This is a genomic window from Chitinophaga tropicalis (assembly GCF_009758205.1).
GTDB lineage: Bacteria > Bacteroidota > Bacteroidia > Chitinophagales > Chitinophagaceae > Chitinophaga > Chitinophaga tropicalis.
Map to the genome: position 1 here is coordinate 52,380 of NZ_WRXN01000018.1, position 17,812 is coordinate 70,191.

Sequence of the window (17,812 nt, forward strand, 5' to 3'; positions counted from 1 at the left end):
TCAGGATTTAAAAAGGTAACAGATCACCATGCCTATACCGGGTAGTAATATTGCGCTCAAACCTATATAATTCCCTATCAGCGCTCCCAGTACACATCCTGCAAGGAAACCGCTGATAGTTACAGCCTGTTTTTTCAGACTGGTCAGAGCAGGCTTATCACCTTTCAACCATGCACCGAGATCAAGCGCTGCCTGTGTAACGTTGCCGGTCATCATAGTAGTAGGGCCATAGGTCTCTTTGCTGTAAAGCTTTCCAAAGGCATTCTGTACTCCCATAGCAAATACTACCATCATCGCAATCAGATGCATTACCCAGGCTTCGTTGAAAGCCATGGCGTCAAACACCACAACCCCTATTCCGCCGAGGCATAACAATATTCCTTCTGTCAGTAATAAGTGATACTTGTTAAGGGTGCTTGCTGCCAGTCTGCCACCAGCCATCACAGAGAAAACAAATACAGGGAATGTGAGCAGCTTGACCCAGGCATGCAGCTCCTGCCTGTTGATCAGCTGGTAAGCAAATACGATAAAGTTGCCGGTAACATGAGCGGAGAACAGGCTGTCTGCCGCTACAAAGGTTACTGTGTCACAAAACCCTGCAATGGCGGCAAGCAGCAGGGTGATATTCCAGATCTTTACTTCTTCCATTTCCATCTGGTTTGTTTTTACTAATCTAATAATAAATGTAACAGGTAGTTGTCAAGTGAATAAGTGCCTGCGCCGATGACCAGCAGGAACAGGAAAGAGAGTGTATACATATATGGTACATCTCTTACTTCCAGGCTATCTTTCCGGTGTACTACGAAATACCCGATGGCTGTTACTCCTATCACAGGCAATATTGCCAGTCTTGTGCCAAGTCCCAGCATTACAAGGAAAGGCACTACTGTATCAGAGAATGTAGCTACAAAGGCGTTTAGTTTCTCAGGAAGGTGCAAAGGATTAGGTACGTGTTCCTTTTGTCCATTCTCTACTCTGAACTTCTTTAAACCGTGTACTCTGAAGAGTTCCAGTGCGAGTAAGACGCGATAGATGAGCAGGGCGAGGTTGTTGACATCAGAGCCTGCGTCGGTATAAAAAAGGTATTTTAATAACTCCATTCTATAGTTTTTGAGTTTGAAAAACCGCTCAAAAATTAATTTCGCCTTCGGAGAAATCAATTTTCGGGGGATGAGGGCTGGCCTGCGACCGGCTATGATAAAATCAGAATGCGAAACAGGAACATCCCAAAGCGCCCCAGAAAGCAGTGAAGTTATCCGCCGGTACATTATTCATACGCGCTACATTATGATCATGCCCATGCACATCACAACTGCCGGCACAACAGTGTACAGCAGCTGCTATGTTACTCTCCTTATTTTTAGCAGAATAATACCCGTTATACACGGCAACGGGAGACCATGCGGGTAATACGGGTACAGGCTCGGGCGAGAAGGAAGAGAAATCTTCCTTAGCATATACTATCTTCCCTCCTACTATGGTCAGGATAGATTCTATGCTCTTTACCTGCTCATCTTCCACAGCAAAGTAATCTTTGTCCAGTACAGCAAGGTCTGCCAGCATACCGGTGCCGATCTCTCCCTTTTTACCCTGCTCATTCGAGAACCATGCGCTACCTTTTGTATACAGCTCCAGCGCTGCTTCACGGCTCAACCTTGACTGTTCATTATACAGTTGCAACCCGCCTACTGTTTTTCCGGCAGTGAGCCAGTAGAGAGACACCCATGGATTGTAACTGCTTACACGGGTAGCATCTGAACCACCACCTACGGGCACTCCCATTTCCAGCATCTTTTTAACAGGAGGCGTCTGTAATGCTGCAGCGGCACCATAACGGTCAGTAAAGTACTCTCCCTGGTAAGCCATCCTGCTTTGAATAGCAATACCTCCACCTAATGCCTTTACTCTTTCAATATTCTGTACAGTGATCGTTTCAGCATGATCGAATATCCATGGAAGGCCCTCAAAAGGAATGTCCCTGTTCACCTTTTCAAAAACGTTCAGAAAGCGGGTAATGCTTTCGTTATAAGTAGCATGCAGGCGGAAAGGCCATCTCTTACTAACCAGTAACCTTACTACTTTTTCCAGGTCTGCCTCCATATTCTCAGAGAGGTCAGGGCGAGGCTCCAGGAAATCTTCAAAATCTGCCGCAGAGAAAACCAGCATCTCTCCGGCGCCATTATGCCTGTACATATCATCACCCTGGTAAACATTTACTGCAGAGGTCCAGTTCTGAAAATCTTCCAGTTCCAGCTTAGGGCGTTGTGTAAATAGGTTGTATGCAATACGTACGGTAAGTAGTTTCTCTGCATTCAGCTCGCTGATGACACGGTAATCGTCAGGGTAGTTCTGAAATCCGCCGCCTGCATCAATTACGCTGGTAATACCAAAGCGGTTCAGCTCTGTCATATAGTGACGGGTAGAATTCTTCTGTTGTTCATATGGCAGTTTAGGGCCTTTGGCAAGGGTGCTGTACAGGATCATAGCATTGGGCCTTGCTATGAGCAGTCCTGTGGGCTCCCCGCCGGCATCCCGTTGTATTTCTCCGCCGGGAGGTGCAGGTGTATCTTTGGTATATCCTACAGCCCTTAATGCCGCACGGTTAAGGAAGGCCCTGTCATATAGGTGTAAGATGAATACCGGCGTATCAGGAGCAATGGCATTAATCTCGTCCAGTGTAGGCATGCGTCTTTCGGCAAACTGGAACTCAGACCACCCTCCTACTACACGTACCCATTGAGGGGAGGGAGTACGGTCTACCTGCTCTTTCAGCATTCTCAAAGCATCTGCCAATGATGGAACTCCATCCCAGCGCAGTTCAAGATTATAGTTCAGTCCTCCGCGTATCAGGTGAATATGGGAATCGTTCAGTCCCGGTATTACACGTTTCTTTTTCAGATCGATTTTTATTGCAGCTTCCGGTATGGCCTGCATCACTTCGCGGTCTGTACCAACGGAAATGAACTTGCCGTCTTTAATGGCTACTGCGGAGGCAATAGGATGTTGCCTGTTTACCGTGTGAATATTGCCATTGTATAAGATAATATCCGCTTTCATGTGATCGTTTTGTTTTCTTGTTATGAATAGTCCGGGCTTAAAACCTGCAGTCAAGCCTGCTGTTGATGAATAGTCCGTCTTTAGCGCCGGGTATGAGGTCCTTGATAAAAGCGCCGGGTTTGAAATACTGTATGCCTGTATTTAGTGTAAGGAACCTGTTGACCTTCCATACTCCGCTGACCAGGTACGCAGTGCCTATGTAGCGTTTGCCTGACGATGCGCCTGCCATATTAAAATTCCCGCCGGGTCTGTAGATACCGTCATTTAATGAGTATCGCCAATGAAATACTGCTTCTGCCTGGAAGAGGAACTTACGTGCCAGCTGCAGTGTTCCATAAGGATGAAGATCTATAAGGTTAGCGGGGCCTATCTGCGAGTTGAAGCCGAAATAACCGCCCCTGGGATAGAGGGGATTGAATGTTTGCAGCTTGCCATCGCCGGCATGTTTATCGCCCGAGATGTAATCGTTGCGCACATTGATAGCAGGTTTCAGCTTGCTGTGAATGAAGGAATATCCTACATCGGCAGATGCTGTCCATGCGTTGATGCTTCCTCTTCCATAGCTTCCTGCCTGGTATGCGGCTTCAAGATTGTATATAAATCCACCGCCACTTTTCCACAACCGGCTGCCTATAGTATGCCTGTTCTCTCTTTCAGCGCCTTCTTCGAAAACCGACCTGTCCCTGTGAATACCCAGGTAATACAGTTCCAGGTTACCTGCTTCAGCAACAGGCATCCTGGAATAGATTCCCCAGAGGTTGATCTCTTTCGTTGGCTCATTGTCGAAGACGCCTGTGTAGGTAGTATCTGCCATGAGTGCAAAACCATCTACAGACAGGTTACGGTGTGTGTACATTATTTTCAGCCCGGTGAAATAGAGTCTTGCATTGGGCACTTCTCTTACAGATATCAATCTGCCGGAGCCATAATCTATTTCCTGTCTGCCTGCGCGGAGTTTTAGTGAGCTGTTCCTGTGCTGCCAGATGCTGACGTCTATAAACAGGTTCTGGATATTCAGTTTGTCTTCATCTGTAGGTCCCGGGCCTTCTTTACGGCCATTTTCCAATGCGCTTCTCAGCTGTACAAAGAGTCTCAGTCCGCGGCCGATGTGCAGGTCTCCGTGCAGGTCATAGCGCTGCAGGAAGAAGTCGTTATGCCCTATGTCAGTCTCGCCCCAGTCTTCGTTTTGGAATGAAACATATTCCACTCTTGCTCCGCCGCCGAAGGACAGGTATACCTGTTTACCAGCAGAAAGAGGAATGAACTTTATACGGTTGTAGCCGTGTAGTACGGAATCTTTCAAACCGGCATAGTTTTCATCATACCGTAACAGTTTAAAAGACTGGGCGTTTGCTCTTACTGCTATCAACCCCACACATATGGTAAAAATGAATCGTAACACGTCTAAGATTAAAAAGACAGACCATGGAGGTCTGTCTTTATGAAAGGGATAGATTAGTGATGCAACATAGTATGGGCATACTGGATACCTATGCCATATGCGCCGCCATATTTCTTCATGAGGCCTGTCACTGCAGCATATGTTTCCTGTCTTGCCCAGTCTCTCTGCAGTTCCAGCAGGTATTGAACTGATGTGATGGGAATAGCTCCTGCCTGTACCATCCTGGTTACAGCGCGTTCATGTGCTTCTATGCTTACATCTCCGCAGGCGTCGGTGATCACATATACTTCATAACCTTCAGAGAGGGCAGATAAGGCAGGGCCTACGATGCAAACACCTGTCCACAGTCCTGCCAGTACCAGTTTCTTCTTTCCGGTACCGGTAATAGCTTTGTAGGCGGCTGCATCTTCCCAGGTGTTCATGCTGGTGCGGTCAATATAGCCGGATGTGGCCTGGGGATAAAATTCTTCTATTTCAGGGAATACGGGTCCGCTGAAAGATTGTTCTGCTACAGTGGTTACGATAGTTGGAACATTGAAGATCTTTGAAGCTCCTGCAATGATAGCGGTGTTGGTGCGTAGTTCGCTGAGAGAGATGCTTTTTGTGGCAAATCCCATTTGACCTTCGAAGTCAATCAATACTAAGGCGTGGTTGCCGGGAGACAACAAATTCGGAGATGGATTCATAACTGATGTTTTATTTGTGACTGGAGTTACCAATAAGAGTGCCATCAGCGTATGAGACTGTATATCAATAATGTGGGATAGAAATCAGAGAAGTGGAAGTTCCGGTATTTCGGAGAAACGCGAAGAAGTATATAAAATCGCGAAATGGGGGATTGTATGTGTTATCGAAAAGATTGTTCTTTTAATGGGGGGGAATTGCTCAAATTTTTTGAGAGGGACATGCGGCCGGCTTTATTTAATATTTTTAATGTTGTGATGGCTTAGAAAAAGATGAAAGTATTTTTTGCTATGGTTTCACTTATCTTTGTGTTATATGTTTGAAGTCTTTCAGAAATATCTCTCGGAAAAAACTACTCTCACGGACACTGAGCTTGAGATGATACAATCTGTCAGCTTCACAAAAAAACTACGCAAAAGGCAATACCTTTTACAGGAAGGAGATGCATGGAAACATTACTGTTTCGTAGCCAAGGGCTGCCTACGTATTTACAGGGTAGATCAGAAAGGCGTTGAGCATATCATGAAGTTCTGTATAGAGAACTGGTGGGCGGGCGACAGGGAAAGTCTTTTAACAGGCTCTCCTTCCCAATGTAATATTGACGCATTGGAAGATTCAGTGCTCATTCTTTTCAAAAAAGAAGATTATGATGAGCTACGCAAAAAGATCCCTGCTTTTGATGATATGGTTAACACACTGATACACCGCAGTTATATTGCCAGCCAGAACCGCATTCATTCCGCTATCAGTTATACTACAGAAGAAAAATACCAGAACTTTATTGAGAAGTATCCTGACATTTTTAGCAGGGTACCGCTGCATATGATAGCCTCTTACCTGGGTGTATCAGCAGAGACACTCAGCCGGATACGTACTCATGCTGCCAGAAGATAGTGTACTACTTACTAACTACCTACTATAATCCAGTAAAAAGCCTTGACAATTGTCAAGGCTTTTTCTTTTCAATTGTCAGGCGTATTTCATGCTAAACGTCATTGGAGCCAGGGGCTTTTCTGCCTCATCTTTGTGTTGTCAATCAGTCATTACAAACTAAAAAAACAAACACAATGAAAATAGGAATTATCGGTACAGGCGCAATTGGTAAGGCCTTTGCCGGACAAGCAGCGAAAGCCGGATATGAGATCGTGATCAGTAACAGCCGTGGAGCAGCATCACTGGAAGCAATAGCTAAACAGTTAGGAAGTAAGGTAAAGGCGGGTAGTATCGAGGAAGCTGCGACAGCAGACGTGGTGTTCCTGGGATTGCCATGGAAAAGTGTGGAAGCGGTAACAAGCAGTGTTCCTTCCTGGAAGGGCCGAATTGTGATAGACCCTACTAATCCCATTATCAATCCCGGATTCATAGTTCCTGATCTTGGTGGTGCAGCATCCAGTGAAGTAGTGGCTAAGCTGGTGCCTGGTGCATCAGTGGTAAAAGCTTTCAATACCTTCCCTCCTGAGATACTTGCAACTGATCCGAAGCAGGCAGGCGGTAAACGGGTGATCTTTTATTCCGGCAATGATGCTGCAGCTAAACAGGTAGTTGCAGGTATTATAAGCAGAATAGGTTTTGCGGGTATAGACCTTGGTACTCTTCATGAAGGCGGCCGGTTGCAACAATTTCCCGGCGGACCGTTACCTGCGTTGAATCTTATTAAAATGTAAAAAAACTATAAAATCTATAATCATGTCAAAATTAGCAAATAAGGTAGCCCTGGTTACCGGTGGAAGTCGCGGTATAGGCGCCGCTATCGTAAAATGTCTTGCCGCTGATGGTGCAAGCGTAGTGTTCACTTACCTGAATGCAGCAGAAAAAGCTGCCGCCCTGGTAGCGGAAGTAGAGAAAGCAGGTGGTAAGGCGCTGGCCATTCAATCAGACAGTGGAGATCCTATAGCTGCTACGGCGGCAGTTGCAGAGACAGTAAAAGCATTCGGTGGTTTTGATATACTGGTGAATAATGCAGGTGTTTCAGCCTACAGCCCGGTAGATACTTATGATAATCAGAATGATGTAGCGCGTTTACATGCTGTGAACCTGACCGGCGTAGCCGCTACTACCCGTGCAGCAGCACAGCACCTGGGACAAGGTGGCCGGGTGATCTCTGTAGGTTCGACATTTGCCGCCAGGGTAGGTTTTGCGGGTTTTGCTGACTATGCAGCCTCTAAAGCGGCAGTAACTGCCTATACCCGCGGATGGGCATGGGACCTTGGTAAAAAAGGCATCACTGTTAATACTGTAGAACCCGGGCCTACCGCCACAGATATGAACCCTGACAATACAGATTTTGCCAATACGATGAAAAACAGCCTGGCACTGGGCAGGTACGGTACAGCCGAAGAAATTGCGGCAGCCGTGGCATTCCTTGCCAGCCCTGAGGCGTCTTTTATAACAGGATCTACATTGACTGTTGACGGAGGGCAGAATGCGTAAGCGTTGTTAAAGTTCAGACTGCCTACTAATGACTGCTGGTATAAACAGGTTTTATACCGGCAGCTTTTATTTTTGCCACTATATACTCTCCTACATTGCGTCCCTGTACCACGCCGTTATCAATAGCATCCCTGAAGTGAATACCTCCGTACAGACGGGAAATTGCTGCTTCCTGAGAGGCTGCGTTAAAGGAGGTAAAATCCCTGGCAGGTATCTCGAACATCTCTTCAGTATTATCTGTATATGCGAAGTTATCACCAAAGAGATAGGTCATTAAAGCGGATGCAGCTGAGGACATTACACTGTGCCCGCTGGTATATTCCGGGAAAGGAGGTGTTTGCAGCAGGGGCTTCCATTTGATGTCTATATACCGGTTGATATATGTTTCCGGGCGAATGCGGTTAGACAGGTATTTAGCGTCCCAGCAGCTGATAAAGGCATCCATCATAGTAATAGCAGCCAGGGCATGTACTTCCACTGTTCTGTCAAAATCCAGCTTTGCTGTCCTGGAAGCAATGCCGGCAATATTCATCCAGTGGCCTCCGGGAGTGATCTTCTTAAACCCGATGGCCATATGTCCGTAAGTGCTTACGGCAAAGGGATTGCAATCCCAGAAGGAAGCGATAACCCGTTGTTCCATGTTGAGCTTTACTCCTACATCATATACTTCTTTACTTAACGCGTAGAATGCACTGCTGCTGTCTTTGCTGAAAGGAACGGGAGCCAGCGGCACAAACTGGTTACAGGAATCTATCACCATAGGGCGGATAGTTTTCCAGTAAGGCTCTACAGCTTCAATATAAGCAGGAGGCGTGGGGTACCAGTACCCTTCTCCTTTCAACGGAGTGTAACGCACATGGGTGCTGAGCTTTCCGTAGCCATCGCCACGTGACCATTGCACCGTTTGTTTTGCTATACTTTCAGCTACTGCAACAGATGCCTGGATAATCTTTTCAGGTACCTTATCTTTCTTAAAGAGCAGTAGCAGCTTCTCTTCATCTTTCTGCAACATAAAGCCCGAGGGCAACAACAGCTTACCGGTTTCCAGTATGCTGTAAACAGCAGCTATCCTGTAGTCATATGTTTTGCCGCTATCATTCACCATAATGTCAGGATATGACCTGATGAACGCTGCGGCACCAGGGATATCTTTATTATGAGCCGCTACTATACGGTAGGCAGACATCATGCTGTAACTGTAAAAACGGGTTGCCGCCGGGGGATTGACAACATCGTGCATCATTACCATAGACAGGGAAAAGACCGCCGGCTGCACATAATCGGTAAAGCTGGCTTTATATTGCTGTGCATAGCCAACCCGGGATACCAGTAATAATATAATGAAGAGTCTTCTCATGTTCAGTTTGCTTTATACAGGGAAATCCCTTTATTATTTATGCCTATCATAATACATTGACTACCGCCAATGTCTATTCCTGCTGCAGATTTTACATCTCCTTTTACACAAAGACCGGAGGCAGGCTGATCTACATAAGTGAACCCGCCTTTACCATCTCCCTTCAGCAGACAGCCATAACCGGCATCGAAGCTACCCAGCTTAAGGCGGTTATCGCAATGGTTATCAAACAGCAGGAGGTCTGTTTTACCGTCTTTATCATAATCGCCCGGGAGGATCTTTGATACAAGGGAGAATTGCGCCTGTACGGGCAGCTCTGCCGGCACAAAACGACCATTACGGTTCAGGAACAGGCATGTTCTTGTTTCATTTACAGTGAGCTTACCGGCCTGTTTCAGTTCTTCTGCAGAGAAGATATCTTTCATGGTTGCATTGGAGTAATTGCGGTAGCTGCTGAATTTCCGGCGCATGGGATAGATCTGGTCATTCAGTTCATCACGGCTTACAAAAGGATAACTCACCCCGTCAATGTAGAAGTTCAGGAAAGGATCTATGGAACCGTTCTTGTCAAAGTCTGCGTAGTACAATTCTACCGGTTCTTTTTCTGAAGCATGGAGCTGGGTGTTCAGTCCCAGGTTGCCGGCTATAAGATCTTCATTCCCGTCTCCATCCACATCTGCCATTGACATACCGAACCAGAAGCCCTTGGGTTGCTGTTCAAAGTATTTGCCGGTAGCGTCTTCAAATCCGCCGGCTTTGTTGGCAAAGACTGTTACTGACATGAACTCTCCGCATATCAGCAGGTCTTTTCTGCCGTCTTTATCGAGGTCTGTCCACAGTGCATCTGTTACCATTCCTATTGCGGCAAAAGGTATGGCAGCTGGGGTAAACTGGCCTTTACCGTTGTTCACCAGCAGGTAAGAGGCAGGTGCTGTGGGATACTGGCCGGGCACTACCCTTCCGCCTACAAAGACATCTATGTCACCGTCATTGTCATAGTCGCACGGACGTACACATCCCTTACTGCTGGCGCTTACATTAGGCAGGGCATCTTTTGCGGGGGTAAAGTTGCCTTTACCGTTATTGATGTATAGTTCATCCTGCAGAACGGGAGTATTGGGATCATAGAGGTTATATCCTCCTTTAGCTACATAGAGATCGGGAGCGCCATCGCCGTTGGCATCAAAAAATGTGGCAGCGGCTACTCCGGAGGCATCGTCGGCGCCGTTGGTGACTTTGGTACCCATTACAAACTTTCCACCGGCCTGCTGGAGGTATATTCTGCCAGGTTGTTCATTGTTACCTGCAAGGTAAATATCTTCCAATCCGTCTTTATTCACGTCTGCTTTTGCAAAGATGGGCCCTGTCTGTGAATACATGAACATCATCAGCGGTTGTCTTTTAAAGTCGTTCTGTGGCTGTTCTGTATATTTTAAAGTAGTTAACAGGTTGTTTTCATTGCTGAAAAGTGTGTGAACAGCGGGTGTTGCAGGCAGGGGTGCATCCGGGGCATAGGAGACTGTCAACAGCTGGTTGGCAGTTACGTTTGTCATATGCTGCACTTTACTATCCGGCCAGACGATCTTAACAGAATCTGCCTGTGTTGATGTACCTAGTCCAAACTGTAACTGTGTGCTGACAGCGGAGAGATATCCGCGGCTGGGATTTACTTCCTGGTACTGCATGATGCCATTGCCGTAGACATATACTTTTGCTCCTATGCCGTTGGTGTTGGCCCCCTGCCCTTTCAGCTTAACGGCCAGGTAGGATGTTTTATCTCTTTCACGGCTCATATTCCTGTATATACCCGCTTCTTCATTGATCTTGTTGATGACGAGGTCGAGATCTCCGTCATTATCAAGGTCTGCATATACTGCTCCGCTGGAAATGCCGGAGGCGTCTATGCCCCAGTCATGTTGCATATTGGCAAATGTGAGGTTGTGATTATTCCGGAAGATATAATTGTTCAATGCAGTGGAGGGCATGGCAGAGATGAGGTCCATGAGCATTACGGGTTCCCTGTCTATTGCCTTTTTCACTTTGTAATCTCCCCAGTAACGCAGGAAGTCTTTGTTGGTATAGTCCCGCAGGTAGCCGTTGGTAATGAAGAGGTCTTTGTATCCGTCGTTATCAAAGTCTGCTATCAACGGTGTCCAGCTCCAGTCGGTATTTGATACGCCAGCCAGCTGTCCTATTTCGCTGAAAGTACCGTCGCCGTTATTCAGCTGAAGCATGTTGCGCATGTATTGTTTGTAGAGGTCCTGCGACTGCATCAGCTCAAAGGATTCGTAATTTTCCTGCAGTTGCAGGAGTTTCTGACGTTGATTGTCTTCCGGCAGCATGTCTAAAGTCATCACGTCCGGCAGGCCATCGTTGTTATAGTCGGCTATATCCACCCCCATGGAGAAGTGGGAAAGGTGCCCGAAGCAGTTCCGTGCATCTTCGGTGAATGTGCCGTTATGGTTGTTGATGTAGAGGTAATCTCTTTCGTTGTAATCGTTCGTTACATAAAGGTCCTGCCAGCCGTCTTTGTTCACGTCGGCAACGGCTACGCCCAGGCCGAAAGTAAGAGGATTCTGAATGATCCCTGCCTGCCTGGATACTTCTGTAAAGTGTTGGTTGTCGTTACGGTATAGTTTATTGCCTGCCAGTGAATCTGTTTCATTGCGGAACCTGGCAAACTCCATATTGTCTATTTTGATGACGTTATGATTGAGCAGGAACATGTCCATGTCTCCGTCATTGTCATAGTCGAAGAATACGGCGTTTGTGCTGTATCCGGGATCGTCCAGCCCGTATTCTTTAGCTTTTTCGACGAACTTTGCATCTCCCTGGTTGATGAACAACTGGTTTCTGCGCAGGTCGTCGCTCTTTTTCCCTGAATAGCATACGTAGATATCCAGGAGTCCGTCTCCGTTCACATCTGCCATTGTTACACCGGTTTTCCAGCCTCCGGCTTTCCCTTCCAGGCCTTTGCCGGCATCTTTGGTAATATCTTTGAATTTAAGATTGCCCTGGTTCAGATAAAGTTTGTTGGACGACATGTTAGCTGTAAAAAACAGGTCCTGTAGTCCGTCGTTATTAATATCTCCTACGGCTACGCCTCCTCCGTTATAGAAATACTCATATGCGAGTACGTTCAGTTTTTCTGTTTCATTAAGGGTATTGCTGAACTTAATATTGGTTGTTTTGGAGGGTAACTGTTGAAATAGTTTTTGCTGGGCCCTGACATTCCCTGAGAGAGAGGTCATGATAAGGAGCAGAAGTACAGGGAGGCCCAGTTTTTCAGTGGTGGTGATCATTTTCCGTCATTTTTTCAGCGTAGGTATAAAAGATAAAAGTTAATGCGGTCTATGAAAACCGCATTAACTTTTAAGGAAGATAAAATTATTGAGCGTCCCACCATGTATCGCCGGTAGAGATAAAGGTATCTCCACCAGTGAGGCGGCCTACAGCGCTCTGGTAATTTGTTGGATTGGTAGAAGACTCTGTAGAGTAGTATGGTACTCTTGTTGGTATTTTACCACTTGAGAAACCACCTGAGTATACTACAGGAGTCAGCACAGGATAACCTGACCTTCTCCAGTTGCACCATGCTTCGATGAAGTTCATCAGTGTACCGTTTGTTACCCACAGCTGTTCATTGATCTGCTGGAGGGAGGCGGTTGTTGAAGAAACGTTCAGCGGGTGAGTGGTTGTCCACAGAGCAGCGGTAGCGGCGCTGATGGTAGCTGAAGAGCTGAAGGTAGCGAGTGACTGCATAGCGCCGGACACACCGTTTGCAAAGTGTACAGCAGCAGTACCGTTGGCATTCCAGCCGCGTACGGCAGCTTCAGCCAGCAGCAGTTCTGTTTCTGAGTAGGTCAGTACAAATTCCGGTCCGCTTACATTCCTGTAAAGAGCTGTAGTAGGACGGGAGTATTTACCCAGGGCAGCGAAGTCTGTACCGGTACCGGTACCGCCTGGATAACCTGGCGCTTTGCTGATATCTGTAGCTCCACCCTGCAGGTCATAACCGTTAGGCATGCCTATCTGTGCACTTGAATCGGTACTACCGGCAAGTGCGGTGTTGTTATTGGCAGCCAGACCGTCAGGGGAGATCTCGCCGATATAGCTCAGGCGAGGGTCATTGTTGCTGCGCAGATAGTTGATGAGTTTTGCTGTCCATCTAACTTCACGGAAGTCATCCTGTACGCGGAGCGCATTGCTGGTAGCATTGCTGAAACCGGTAGAGTTATCTGTTTTCACAACAGCGTCGTCAGCAACGCTGGCAAAGGTACCACCTGCAGCTGCTTTTTCGGCATACTGCTGAGCCAGGGTAGGGTTCATTTTAGTGAGCCTCATAGCTGTTCTCAGCATCAGTGAATAACCGAACTTTTTCCATTTGGCAATGTCGCCGCCGTAGAAAAGATCGGCAGTTGGTTTGTCCTTGGAAGCATCCAGTGCGCCGGTAGCTGTTTCCAGTTCTGACAGCATGGAAGTGTAGATAGCTTCCTGTGTATCGTATGCAGGAGTGAAGGTATTCAGCTTACCCTGTAATGCTTCTGAATATGGTACATCACCATACAGGTCGGTAATATGCTGCATGATCAGTATTCTCATGATCTTACCGATGTTCTCAAGGTTTGTGAGGCCTGCAGAAGTCGCAAGGTTGGTCATTTCATATGCGTAGCTGGCAGCAGCATAATCTTCTTCCCAGATACGGTTCTGGTAACCGGTCAGGCCGGAAGATTGCACATATTTATCACCGTTGCTATAGTAGTTGAAGGTAGAAGATAACAACTGTACCCACATACTCTGGAACAGCAGCTGGCTGTAACCGGTGTTTGCGTAGTTATACTGTGCCCTTGATAACAGCAGGTTTGCATTATATCTTGCCGCGTCTATTGCAGTAGGGTCAGTATTGATCTGATCAAAATCTTTGGTACAGCTCGATGTCAGCAATACTGACGCCAGGCCTATATAAAGAAGTCCTTTTTTCATGTTCATCATTTTTTAAATTTGAAGTTTACGTTCACACCATAAGTACGGGTACTTGGTAAACTTGTACCTTCAATACCGGCATAGTTAATAAGTGAGGAGAAACCTGCTTCAGGATCAATGTTGTCAGTATGTTTCATTAAAACGAGCAGGTTACGTGCTACCAGGGATATGCCGATTGACTGGAACAGAGGCATTCTTCCCAGTACTTTGCTATCCAGGGTATACCCCAGTGTTACCTGGCGCAGTTTGATGAAGCTTGCGTCCAGTACGTTGTTTGCAGAGATCTGGTTAGCCTGGGCCTGATAGTATGTCTGAGGGTCTACAGCAAGTGTGTTTGTAGCACCGGTGCTTTCAATGATACCAGCTTTGGTTACACCTGTTTCCCTGCCTGTGAGTGTTTCTTTGTCAAGACCACGGTAAACGGTGTAGAATTTGGTGGCAGACAGCAGTTTGTTACCGAATTTACCATCTATCAGGAAGGAGAGGTTAAATCCTTTGTAGCTGAATTCGTTGTTGATACCACCAAACCAGGTAGGCAGTACGCTACCCATTGGTTTCAGTGCACTACGCTGAGGCAGACCATCGTCTGTTAACAGTATTTCACCTTTATCATTACGTTTGTAATCGTACGCCATGATCTGAGGACCCGCCATACCTTTCACCAGTGCGGTGTTAGCATTCAGCGGACGGTAAGTACCCAGTGTCAGCGTGGTGCTGCTGCTGTTTGAACCGTAGATATCCAGGATCTTGTTCTTTACATTGGTAGCATTCACTGAAACGTTCCAGGTAAAGTTTGCAGTAGATACCGGTGTACCGGTTACAGCCAGTTCAAGACCTTTGTTCTGGGTTGAACCTGTACCAAAGTAAGCTGTGGTGTATCCTGTAGAAGGAGAAATACTACCCTTGATGATCTCGTTCTTGGTTTTACGGTGGAAGTAAGCAACGTCAAAACCCAGACGGTTGTTGAAGAACTTCAGTTCCAGACCAGCCTCGATCTCAGCCAGAGTGAATGGCTTCAGGAACAGGTTAGGCAGTGTCATTGAGAAACCACCGATGCTTGTACCATTGATAGTACCATCTACTGTGTAGTAAGACTTTGTGATGTAAGGATCTACCGGTTCACCACTTGCATTTGCGTAAGAAGCGCGCAGTTTACCATAACTCAGTTTAGGTATGTCAATTACTTCTGAGAAGATGAAGCTACCCGTTACTGAAGGAACAAAGATACTTCTGTTACTGCTTGGCAGTGTAGAGTAAGTATCATAACGGCCGGTAGTACCGATGGTCAGGAAGTTCTTGTAAGAGAAGTCTGCGGTATAGTATGCAGAGTGTGCTTCTCTTTTTTCGAAGTCATAGTTCCTGCCAAAAGAGTTTACGTTATTGTAAGAATAAACGTAAGGGATAATGAAGTTATTACCGGTAACACCTACCTGTTCCCATTGTCTTTTCCTGAGGTTAGCACCTACTGCCAGGTCCAGTTGCAGATCTTTTACGATCTCTTTCTTGAAACCTAACAATCCGTCTACGTTCAGTTCACTTGTCTGTTCGGTGTTCAGGGTAAGGTTACCACTCACCAGTGTTCCGTTCAGGGTAGTGAAGGAATAAGCGGTACCCCATGGAGTAATGGTGAACCTTCTGTCGTTGATCAGGTCATAACCCACACGCGCCTGTGCATACAGCCAGTCGGTAAAGTCATAACGGCTGGTCAGCGCGGTGATCAGACGTTTTCTGTCCAGGTTATTCTGGTACTGGTTTATTACGAAGTAAGGGTTAGTTACATAGATATCGTCAGTAAAGGTTACTTCCTTACCGTTGTTATTTACGTCATAACCGGGAGCCAGGATAGATTCCTTGATGTTGTTAGCCAGGAACATACCGTTGTTTGCGTTCAGAGGACCATCACTCAGCTGAGGGCGGTTCTCGGAGCGGTCGTCGATGTAGTTCACCATTGCGCTCACTTTCAACTTGTTGGTTACATTCTGTTCCAGGTTCAGGTTGAAAGTTTTACGTTTCAGGCCACCATTTTCTATAATAGACAGACTGTTCAGTGTAGAAGCAGACAGGCGGAAAACACCTTTGTCGCCACCACCGGAAACTGATACTGTATTGGTGAAGGCGGGACCTGTTCTGTAGAAATTCTTGATGTTATCTTTTACAGCAGAATAAGCGTAAGAATTACCATCATACTGGATAGTTTGTGCACCGTCCAGTCTTTCACCCCAGCTTAAGCGTGTAGAGTTCAATGCAGCGTTGGTATTTGCAGGTCTTACTCCGTGTTGGCCCTGGCCATATGTGTATTGGAAATCGGTAAAGTTAATTGCTTTATCAAGGGTATAGTTCATGTTATATTCCACCTGCATATTACCTTTCTTACCACTCTTTGTCGTGATGAGGATCACACCATTGGTAGCACGTGTACCATACAGTGCGGATGCGGAAGCACCTTTCAGTACAGTCATGCTTTCAATGTCATCCGGGTTGATATTGGAGATACCATCACCGTTATCAGAACCACCCCATTCGCCTGCTGCACCTCTCTGTGAGTTATCAATAGGAATACCATTGATTACGTACAGGGGGCTGCTGGCAGTAAAGCTGGCCATACCTCTTAACAGTACACGGGCAGAAGAACCGGGACCGCCGTTTGTACCGCTTACGCTCAGACCGGCTACACGGCCGCCCAGTGAATAAGCAACGTTGGTTTCACGAGCCTGGGTCAAGGCAGCACCGTCTACTTTTGTTACGGAATAACCTAATTTTTTGGATTCTTTGGAAATACCCAGAGCCGTTACCGTTACTTCTCCCAGTTGTGAAGATGATTCCTCTAATGTAAGATCAAGGGATGATTGACCAGAAGGTACTTTTATTCCTCTGGAAGTATATCCTATCAATGAAACTTCCAATAAAAACTCTCCTTCCGGCGCATTTTTCAGGGTAAAAGCGCCATCAGCACCAGTTACAGCGAAGACATTCTTCCCCTGCACTTTGATGCTCACCGAACCCAGCGGGGCTCCGGATTTTGAATCTTTGACAGTTCCCTGCAACTGTCTTGTTTGAGCAAATGCTACTGTTGACAGCAACATTGCAACAACCAGCAAACGTAGATGTCTCATTATCGATTTAGTTTTTGGTTAGAAAATAAGTGAGTGACGCACACTCGTGAACACAGGCGGGCATATCGCCCCGCGACATTTTTACAATTCATCGTTCCGGTTATATTTTGGTAGTCGTTAGAAAATACAGTTCCCCCTCTTGCTGTTTTAAAAGCAATAGTTTCCTGTCTATCATTTCAGATAGTGTTTGATGACGTTAATTTGGCCTTATTGTTTATTGTTCGTTACGTTTCTTTGACCGGAAATGCCTGTATAGTAAACACACACGGATACTAGTATGGCAGGCATAGCCGATAGACACACCGAAGGAATTTGTGATTAAAAAATAGTGTTCATTGTCCTTGACTTGATTTACAACTTAGATCCTGGTCAATTTTACTGGTCCATCAAAATAAGTTCGCACTTATCAGGATCAGTTCAATAGTTTCTCTCGTTACGTGTATTACAATTCACTGCTACGGATTGTTGCAAAATTTTAAAAATGACAATTTCTAAAATGGCAAGTTCTCAAAAACTTCATAACTGTTTTACATTGTTCACATTCTAATAAAACAGATTTACTTCCTACCTGATCACGCATACAAAGTACTCAATTTTAACATTTCATACAATCCCCAATGCGTTGTACATAATTAGTACCTATTTGCTGTTTATACAAATACTATTTTAACAAGAACTGGCTGTATGTAAACGGAAAAGAACAAGACCGTACAGACTTGAGGGAGATAATGATACTAAAATCAGTACAACCATACAATTTGTTAACATTGAAATGTAGCCAAAACC

12 protein-coding genes are annotated in these 17,812 nt (G+C 46.1%); 3 read left to right on the top strand and 9 right to left on the bottom strand.

What is annotated here, in order from left to right; genetic code table 11:
- From GO493_RS27435 to GO493_RS27455, 5 genes are all read right to left on the bottom strand, one after another.
- A complete protein-coding gene (locus tag GO493_RS27435; RefSeq protein ID WP_157309443.1) occupies nucleotides 1-654 on the bottom strand; it encodes a YoaK family protein in 654 nt (217 codons plus the stop codon).
- Between the two features lie 14 nt (nucleotides 655-668).
- Entirely contained in the window at nucleotides 669-1,100 is a 432-nt protein-coding gene (locus tag GO493_RS27440; RefSeq protein WP_157309444.1) for a DoxX family protein, read from the bottom strand.
- Between the two features lie 103 nt (nucleotides 1,101-1,203).
- Nucleotides 1,204-3,057 (bottom strand): amidohydrolase, encoded by a 1,854-nt coding sequence (locus GO493_RS27445; RefSeq protein WP_157309445.1) that lies wholly within the window; start codon nucleotides 3,055-3,057, stop codon nucleotides 1,204-1,206.
- Between the two features lie 37 nt (nucleotides 3,058-3,094).
- Nucleotides 3,095-4,459, bottom strand: coding sequence for an alginate export family protein (locus GO493_RS27450; protein WP_317165474.1), 1,365 nt, complete (start codon nucleotides 4,457-4,459; stop codon nucleotides 3,095-3,097).
- Between the two features lie 53 nt (nucleotides 4,460-4,512).
- The gene (locus GO493_RS27455) at nucleotides 4,513-5,145 is read right to left on the bottom strand and encodes a hydrolase (RefSeq protein ID WP_198315849.1); all 633 of its coding nucleotides are present in this window, start codon (nucleotides 5,143-5,145) and stop codon (nucleotides 4,513-4,515) included.
- 313 nt (nucleotides 5,146-5,458) lie between these two features.
- On the opposite strand from GO493_RS27455, the gene GO493_RS27460 reads away from it, so the two are divergent.
- From GO493_RS27460 to GO493_RS27470, 3 genes are all read left to right on the top strand, one after another.
- On the top strand, nucleotides 5,459-6,037 hold the full coding sequence (locus GO493_RS27460; protein WP_157309447.1) for a Crp/Fnr family transcriptional regulator: 579 nt from the start codon (nucleotides 5,459-5,461) through the stop codon (nucleotides 6,035-6,037).
- Nucleotides 6,038-6,138: 101 nt separating this feature from the next.
- Nucleotides 6,139-6,807, top strand: coding sequence for an NADPH-dependent F420 reductase (locus tag GO493_RS27465; protein WP_262885989.1), 669 nt, complete (start codon nucleotides 6,139-6,141; stop codon nucleotides 6,805-6,807).
- 22 nt (nucleotides 6,808-6,829) lie between these two features.
- Complete coding sequence (locus tag GO493_RS27470; RefSeq protein WP_157309449.1) at nucleotides 6,830-7,573, top strand: SDR family NAD(P)-dependent oxidoreductase; 744 nt, start codon at nucleotides 6,830-6,832, stop codon at nucleotides 7,571-7,573.
- 25 nt (nucleotides 7,574-7,598) lie between these two features.
- On the opposite strand, the gene GO493_RS27475 is transcribed toward GO493_RS27470, so the two are convergent.
- From GO493_RS27475 to GO493_RS27490, 4 genes are all read right to left on the bottom strand, one after another.
- A complete protein-coding gene (locus GO493_RS27475) occupies nucleotides 7,599-8,930 on the bottom strand; it encodes a vanadium-dependent haloperoxidase (protein WP_157309450.1) in 1,332 nt (443 codons plus the stop codon).
- Nucleotides 8,931-8,932: 2 nt separating this feature from the next.
- On the bottom strand, nucleotides 8,933-12,232 hold the full coding sequence (locus tag GO493_RS27480; RefSeq protein ID WP_198315850.1) for a VCBS repeat-containing protein: 3,300 nt from the start codon (nucleotides 12,230-12,232) through the stop codon (nucleotides 8,933-8,935).
- Between the two features lie 85 nt (nucleotides 12,233-12,317).
- Nucleotides 12,318-13,913 (bottom strand): SusD/RagB family nutrient-binding outer membrane lipoprotein, encoded by a 1,596-nt coding sequence (locus GO493_RS27485; protein ID WP_157309451.1) that lies wholly within the window; start codon nucleotides 13,911-13,913, stop codon nucleotides 12,318-12,320.
- Nucleotides 13,914-13,918: 5 nt separating this feature from the next.
- The gene (locus GO493_RS27490) at nucleotides 13,919-17,026 is read right to left on the bottom strand and encodes a SusC/RagA family TonB-linked outer membrane protein (protein WP_157309452.1); all 3,108 of its coding nucleotides are present in this window, start codon (nucleotides 17,024-17,026) and stop codon (nucleotides 13,919-13,921) included.
- Nucleotides 17,027-17,812 lie beyond the last annotated feature (786 nt).